The sequence below is a fragment of the Binatus sp. (SeqCode) genome, from assembly GCF_036522015.1.
GTDB lineage: Bacteria > Desulfobacterota > Binatia > Binatales > Binataceae > Binatus.
Map to the genome: position 1 here is coordinate 1 of NZ_DATDGQ010000110.1, position 6334 is coordinate 6334.

Here is a 6334-nt window from a genome sequence, read left to right on the forward strand (position 1 = left end):
GCTATCTGACCAACGAGACGGTTTTTTCGCTGACCGAGTTGCCTCGGCGAATCGCCGTGATTGGCGCCGGGCCGATCGGATGCGAGCTGGCGCAGACGTTCGCGCGATTCGGCGCGCAGGTGACGCTGCTGGAGGTCGCGCCGCAAATCCTGATTCGCGAGGATCGCGACGCCGCCGAACGGATCGAACGCGCGATCGCCCGCGACGGCGTGGAGATTGTTACCGGATGCAAGATTTCCAGGGTCGAATTGCGTGGCAATGAAAAAATAATCGCCATCGAGCGCGACGGCGTCCGCCGCGAGATTGCCGCTGACGTGATTTTGATCGGCGTCGGCCGAGTGCCCGCAGTCGAGGGCCTGAATCTCGAAGCCGCGATGATCGAATACGACAAACAGAACGGGGTGAAGGTGGACGACCACCTGCGCACTACAAATCCGCTGGTGTACGCGGGCGGCGACGTCGCATCGCCGTATAAGTTTACTCACTTGTCCGACGCGCACGCGCGCATCATCCTGCGCAACGCACTATTCTTCGGCCGCCAGCGCGCGAGCCAACTGACTATTCCGTGGTGCACCTACACCGATCCCGAAATCGCACACGTCGGGCTATACGAAGCCGAGGCGAAAGAGCGCGGAATCGCAGTCGCGACTTATACGCAGGAACTGAAAGAGGTCGATCGCGCGGTGCTGGACGGAGAAACCGACGGCTTCGTCAAGGTGCTCGTGAAGGAGGGCAGCGATCAGATCGTCGGCGCGACGATCGTCGCGAGTCATGCCGGCGAGATGATCTCCGAGCTGACGACGGCGATCAAAGCCGGTGTCGGACTGGGCAGTCTCGGCGACGTGATCCATCCATACCCGACGCAGGCCGACGCGATTCGCCGCGCCGCCGGACTCTACACGCGCACGCGGCTGACGCCATTCGTTGCGGGCCTGATGAAGCGCTGGTTCGCGTTCACGCGATGAATGAAATCGGCCGCGGAGTTATCGCAGGCGCAGGTTGAAAGCCTGGCGCCCCTTCTCACCCGGGCGCACGTCGAACTGAACTTCGTTGCCCTCGCGCAGGTCGTCGAAATAGACCTTGGGTGACAGAGCAGAGCGATGAAAGAAAACCTCGTCGCCGCCGTCGTCCGCGATTATGAAGCCGAAGCCCTTGTCCTTGACTACTTTCTTTATTGTTCCGAACACGCGATTCCTCCCCGGAACGATATTGGCCGCCGCCTTGAGCTTACGACGCTGACAATTTAAGTAAAGAGCGTAGTCTCACGAGGCGCGCGCATGCTCAAGGCCGTTACACTTAAAGAAATCGAAAGAATCTTCGCGGTGATCGATCCGATGGGAATTTCGCGCGAGGCGGTCGAGATTCCGCTGCGCACCGAGCATCCCGGACGCGTTTCGATTTTGGAAAACGGCAAGCTGGAGATAGTCGTCGAGCGCGACGGCGATTTCGAGGAATGGGTCACGAATCTCGAGGCGCAGATTCGCGAGCTGATGAAGCCGGAGGAGGACTGAGCTCGATCAGCACCGCGCCGTGATCGACAGTCTGCCCCTCCTCGACGCGAACGTGTTTCACAATCGCGGCGCTCTCGGCGGCGAGCGTCGTTTCCATTTTCATCGCTTCGATCACGACCAGCGCCTGCCCCGCCTCGACCAAATCGCCGTCGTGCACCAGGACTTTGAGCACCTTGCCGGGCATCGGCGCGGTGATTTCAGGGGCTGCGAGCCCCCGCGCGCGGCGCCGCGCAGCCGCTTCGGCCGGCTTGAACTCAAACGATGTGGGTCCGACTGAAACGAGGATCGATTCCTTTCGCCGCGCGCTGAAGACCGGGTAGCGCCTTCCGTCGAGCGTAAGGGTCGCGCCGCCGTCGGCATTCGGCGTGAACTCGACGGCGATTTCCCGGTCTCCGATGCGGACGCGAATCGTGTTGCCGTCGCCTGAGATCACCTCGGCGTCGATCTCGTGCGAATCACCCGTGCGCGTGAGCTTCATCGCCGCGATCTCCACAGCTCGAAGCTGTTCAAGCTGTCCCAAGGCGAATGCCGCTCACTACTCGATCGCGTCGTTGCGTTTTCCGCTTGCGTATCGCCCGCGGTGATCACCGCGGCGACAATTGCCGCATCGATTTCGTCGTTACCGATCTTCCACCGCGGAAAAAATTGGTCGATGAAGTGCGTTGAGAGTCTCGCGTCGCGAAACTGCCCGCTCGCAATGATGTCGCGCAGGTACGCGGCGTTGTTGGTCACGCCCAGCAATGCGAATTCGCCGAGCGCGTTGATCAGCCGGCCGCGCGCCTCCTCGCGATTCGCGCCGTAGCAGATCAGCTTGCCGAGCAGGCCGTCGTACCACGGCGTCACTTCGGCGCCGCGCGTCATATGCGAATCGAAACGCACGCCCGGCCCGCCGGGAACACTGAGGCGAAGCACTGTTCCCGTAGCGGGGCGGAAGTCGTGCTCAGGATCCTCTGCGTTGATTCGGCATTCGATTGCCGCGCCGCGTGGAGCCGCGGGCGCCGACACCTCGCCGCCCGACGCGATCCGCAATTGCTCGCATACCAGGTCGCAGCCGAAACGCATCTCGGTTACCGGATGCTCGACCTGGAGGCGCGCGTTCACTTCGAGGAAGTAGAAGTTGTCGCCCTCGACCAGGAACTCCGCGGTGCCGGCGTTGGTATAGTGCGCCGCACGCGCGAGTTTCAGCGCCGCGTCGATCATCTTCGCGCGCATCCCGGCTGAAAGTCCCGGCGCCGGAGACTCCTCGATAATCTTCTGATGACGCCGCTGGATTGAGCAGTCACGCTCGCCGAGCGCGACCAGATTGCCGTGTTCGTCGCCAAGAATTTGTATTTCGATGTGTCGCGGATGCGCGAGATATTTCTCGATGAATATCCGCCCGTTGCCGAATGCCGCCGCGGCCTCGCGCGCAGCCGATTCCAGAGCGCCTTCGAGCTGGCCGGCTTCCGCGACGACGCGCATTCCGCGGCCGCCGCCACCGGCCGCAGCCTTGATGAGAATCGGGTATCCGGCTTGCGCAGCGAACTCGCGCGCCGCGGAAATTCCCGCGGTCTCGATTCCCGGCACGACCGGAACGCCCGCGGCGACTGCGATTCGCCGTGCCGCGATCTTGTCGCCGAGAGCAGCCATCACGTCGGGCCGCGGACCGACGAACACGATCGGCGCGTCGGCGACAGCCTGTGCGAATTCGGGACGTTCGGAGAGAAATCCGTAGCCCGGATGAATCGCGTCGGCGCCGGATTGCTTCGCCGCCCCGATTATCGCCGCGATGTTGAGATAGCTCTTGGAGGCTTCCGCCGGTCCGAGCGCGATTGCCTCATCGGCTGCGCCGACGTGCGCACTGTTCGCGTCCGCCGCAGAATAGACAGCGACTGTTTTGAGGCCGAACAGGCGCGCACTGCGGATGATCCGGAGCGCAATCTCGCCCCGATTTGCGACGAGTAATTTCGTGAGCCGCGCCATCGACTCGTCGAAGCTAGCACAATCAATTGCAACCGGCGCGCCCGTCGTATAATTCCCGACTGGGCATCGGATCTGCATGAATCGCTACTTCGAAGATTTCACCGCCGGCCAGATTTTCAAGCACTGGCCCGGCCGTACCATCACCGACTTCGACAACACCTGGTTCACGCTCATGACGATGAACACCAACCCGCTTCATTTCGACGCCGCGTATGCCGCGACCACGCAGCATGGCCGGCCGCTGGTCAACGGACTGCTGGTGATGGCGACGGTGGTCGGCATGAGCGTGAAAGACGTGAGCGAGAATGCGATCGCCAACCTCGAGTACGAATCGGTGCGTCACACCGGGCCTACTTTCGCCGGCGACACGCTGTATGCCGAGACGACAGTGCTCGAGACGATCGAATCAAAGTCGAAGCGCGATCGCGGCGTTATCTACGTCGAGACGCGCGGCCTCAATCAACGCGGCGAACAGATAATGATCCTGCGCCGCAAAATTCTCGTCCCGCGCCGGCCCGCCTGAGCCTAATCTTTTTATGGATCATCTGTATTTCGTCGTTCACACGCATTGGGATCGCGAATGGTATCAGCCGTTCCAACAGATGCGTGCGCGGCTGGTCACGATGGCCGACCGCATGATCCCGCTGGTCGAGCGGGGAACAATTCCGTCATTTCACTTCGACGGCCAGACGATTGTGCTCGACGACTATCTCGAGATGCGCCCGCGCGCCGAGCCGCGGCTGCGCAAACTGATTCGCGCGGGCAAAATCCAGGTTGGACCGTGGTACGTGCTCGCGGACAGCTTCCTGGTGAGCGGCGAGTCGCTCATTCGCAATCTCGAAATCGGCATGGCGATCGCGCGGCGCTTCGGGCGCCCACTCGACGCCGGCTACCTGCCCGATCAGTTCGGACACATCGCGCAAATGCCGCAGATTCTGGCCGGCTTCGGATTTACGACGGCGGTGTTGTGGCGCGGCGTCGGCGCGGACGTAAATCGCAATCGCTTCGTGTGGGAGGCGCTCGACGGCAGTTCGGTGCTGACGGTCTACCTGCCCACCGGCTATTCGAACGGCGCCAATCTGCCGCTCGAATCGGTGGACAGCTTCGTCGCGCGCACCGAACAGATTGCGCGCCGCGAGCGCGACTTCGCCGCCGGCACGCCGATCCTCGTGATGACCGGTACCGATCACGCCGAGCCTGACGCGCGGCTTAACGCGCGAATCAACGAGGCTCGCGAGATCTCCGCGATGACCTTCGAGACGGGCTCGCTCGAGAACTATGTGCGCCGACTCGCCGATCTTCCGCTCGACGGCACTCCGCGGCATCGTGGCGAGCTGCGCTCGCCCTTGCGCTCGCATCTGCTGCCAGGAGTCACCTCGGCGCGCACGTGGATCAAGCAGCGTGACTTCGAAAATTGCCGCGCGCTCGAGCGCTACGCCGATCCGCTCGCGGCGCTGGCCAACGCGCTCGGGCGCGGCGCGGGCCTCGAAGCGTTCCTCGAGATGGCGTGGCGCACCGAAATTCAGAATCATCCCCACGATTCGATTTGCGGATGCTCGGTCGACCAGGTGCATATCGACATGCGTTATCGATTCGATCAGGCGGCGATGCTCGCGGAGACGGCAGCGCGCCGCGGCGCCGCAGCGTGCCTTAGTGTTCGCGGCGCCGACGCGTCGGAAATCGCCGTCTTCAATCCATCACTCGCGCGCGTCGCACTCGTCAGCGGAACGGCCGAGGTTGCCGACCCCGACCGTCGCTACGCCGTCGAGACTGCCGATGGCCGACGCATCGCGGTCGCGCTCCACGACACCCGCGAGCAGCACGCGCTCGATTCCGACATGCCGGCGGCCGAATTCAAATCGATTGTTGGGGGGTTGAGCCAGCCGTCCATCTTCGGCCGCACGGTGAATCGCTTCGAGATTGCGACCGCGTCCGACGGCCGCCCGCAGGTGAACCTTTTCATAAGCCGAGCGGCGTTCAGCGATCTCGATCTCGAGGAATTTCGGTACGCGATTCGCACTAGCATCCCCGATTCGGGCTCGGTGCGCATTCATGCGACCAGCGCCGCGCGATGCATCATAAGTTTTGTCGCCGACGATCTCGCGCAAACGGGATTCAGCTTCTATCGGTTGGTTCGCGACGATTCGGCGGCGCCCGAGAATACCGAGCCGGTCGCGTCCATCGAGAATGAATTTTTCCGCCTGACGCCGACGCCGAGGGGCCTGGAGATTCGCGATCTCGCGCGCAACGCCGCGATGGAGCTGTACTTCGAAGACGATGGCGATCGCGGCGACGAGTATAACTTCGATCCGGTCGGCAAAGGCACCTCGATCGCGATGCCTGCATCTATCTCCGCGAGCATTGTCGACAACGGTTGCGTGCGCCGGCGTATAAAGCTGTCGATGACGTTCGAAGTGCCGGCCTCGCTTGCGGCAGATCGACGAGAGCGTTCGTCGGAACGCGAGCAGCTCGACGTCGCACTGACCGCGACGCTCTACGCCGGCCTCGATCGCGTCGATTTCGTCGCAGACGTCACGAATCGCTCTCGCGACCATCGCCTGCGCGCTGCACTGCGCACTCCTGTCGTCGCGTCCGACGCGGTCCACGACACCAGTTTCGGCATGATCCGCTTTCGTTGCCCCCTCGCACCGTCGGAACCGCGCGGCACCGAGGACATCTATCCCACAGTGCCCCATCGGACGTTCACCGCCGTCGAAGGCGCCGAGTTCTCGGCCGCGCTCGCGAGCCGCGGTATCCTCGAAGTGGAGGCGCGCCCCGATGCTGCGGGTGCGACGACGATTCTCCTGACTCTGCTCCGATGCGTCGGGTGGCTCTCGCGCTCGGATCTCGCCACGCGCCGC

7 protein-coding genes are annotated in these 6334 nt (G+C 63.2%); 4 read left to right on the forward strand and 3 right to left on the reverse strand.

From position 1 onward, the window contains the following. Positions 1 to 965, forward strand: a 965-nt coding sequence (locus VIW95_RS04445; protein ID WP_331584211.1) for an FAD-dependent oxidoreductase, incomplete at its 5' end; no start/stop codon positions are given. Positions 966 to 983: 18 nt separating this feature from the next. Here VIW95_RS04445 and VIW95_RS04450 read toward each other — a convergent pair. Next, complete coding sequence (locus VIW95_RS04450) at positions 984 to 1187, reverse strand: cold shock domain-containing protein (RefSeq protein ID WP_331584212.1); 204 nt, start codon at positions 1185 to 1187, stop codon at positions 984 to 986. Positions 1188 to 1277: 90 nt separating this feature from the next. Here VIW95_RS04450 and VIW95_RS04455 point away from each other — a divergent pair, with 90 nt between their 5' ends. Continuing rightward, positions 1278 to 1511 (forward strand): hypothetical protein, encoded by a 234-nt coding sequence (locus VIW95_RS04455; RefSeq protein WP_331584213.1) that lies wholly within the window; start codon positions 1278 to 1280, stop codon positions 1509 to 1511. On the opposite strand, the gene VIW95_RS04460 is transcribed toward VIW95_RS04455, so the two are convergent. Beyond that, entirely contained in the window at positions 1459 to 1989 is a 531-nt protein-coding gene (locus VIW95_RS04460; protein WP_331584214.1) for an acetyl-CoA carboxylase biotin carboxyl carrier protein subunit, read from the reverse strand. The two genes, VIW95_RS04455 and VIW95_RS04460, sit on opposite strands and share 53 nt — an antisense overlap. Continuing rightward, on the reverse strand, positions 1986 to 3473 hold the full coding sequence (locus tag VIW95_RS04465) for an acetyl-CoA carboxylase biotin carboxylase subunit (RefSeq protein WP_331584215.1): 1488 nt from the start codon (positions 3471 to 3473) through the stop codon (positions 1986 to 1988). The genes VIW95_RS04460 and VIW95_RS04465 overlap by 4 nt, the downstream gene beginning before the upstream one ends. A 76-nt stretch (positions 3474 to 3549) precedes the next feature. Here VIW95_RS04465 and VIW95_RS04470 point away from each other — a divergent pair, with 76 nt between their 5' ends. Then, the gene (locus tag VIW95_RS04470; protein WP_331584216.1) at positions 3550 to 3996 is read left to right on the forward strand and encodes a MaoC family dehydratase; all 447 of its coding nucleotides are present in this window, start codon (positions 3550 to 3552) and stop codon (positions 3994 to 3996) included. 13 nt (positions 3997 to 4009) lie between these two features. After that, the coding region (locus VIW95_RS04475) for a glycoside hydrolase family 38 C-terminal domain-containing protein (protein WP_331584217.1) at positions 4010 to 6334 on the forward strand (2325 nt) is incomplete at its 3' end.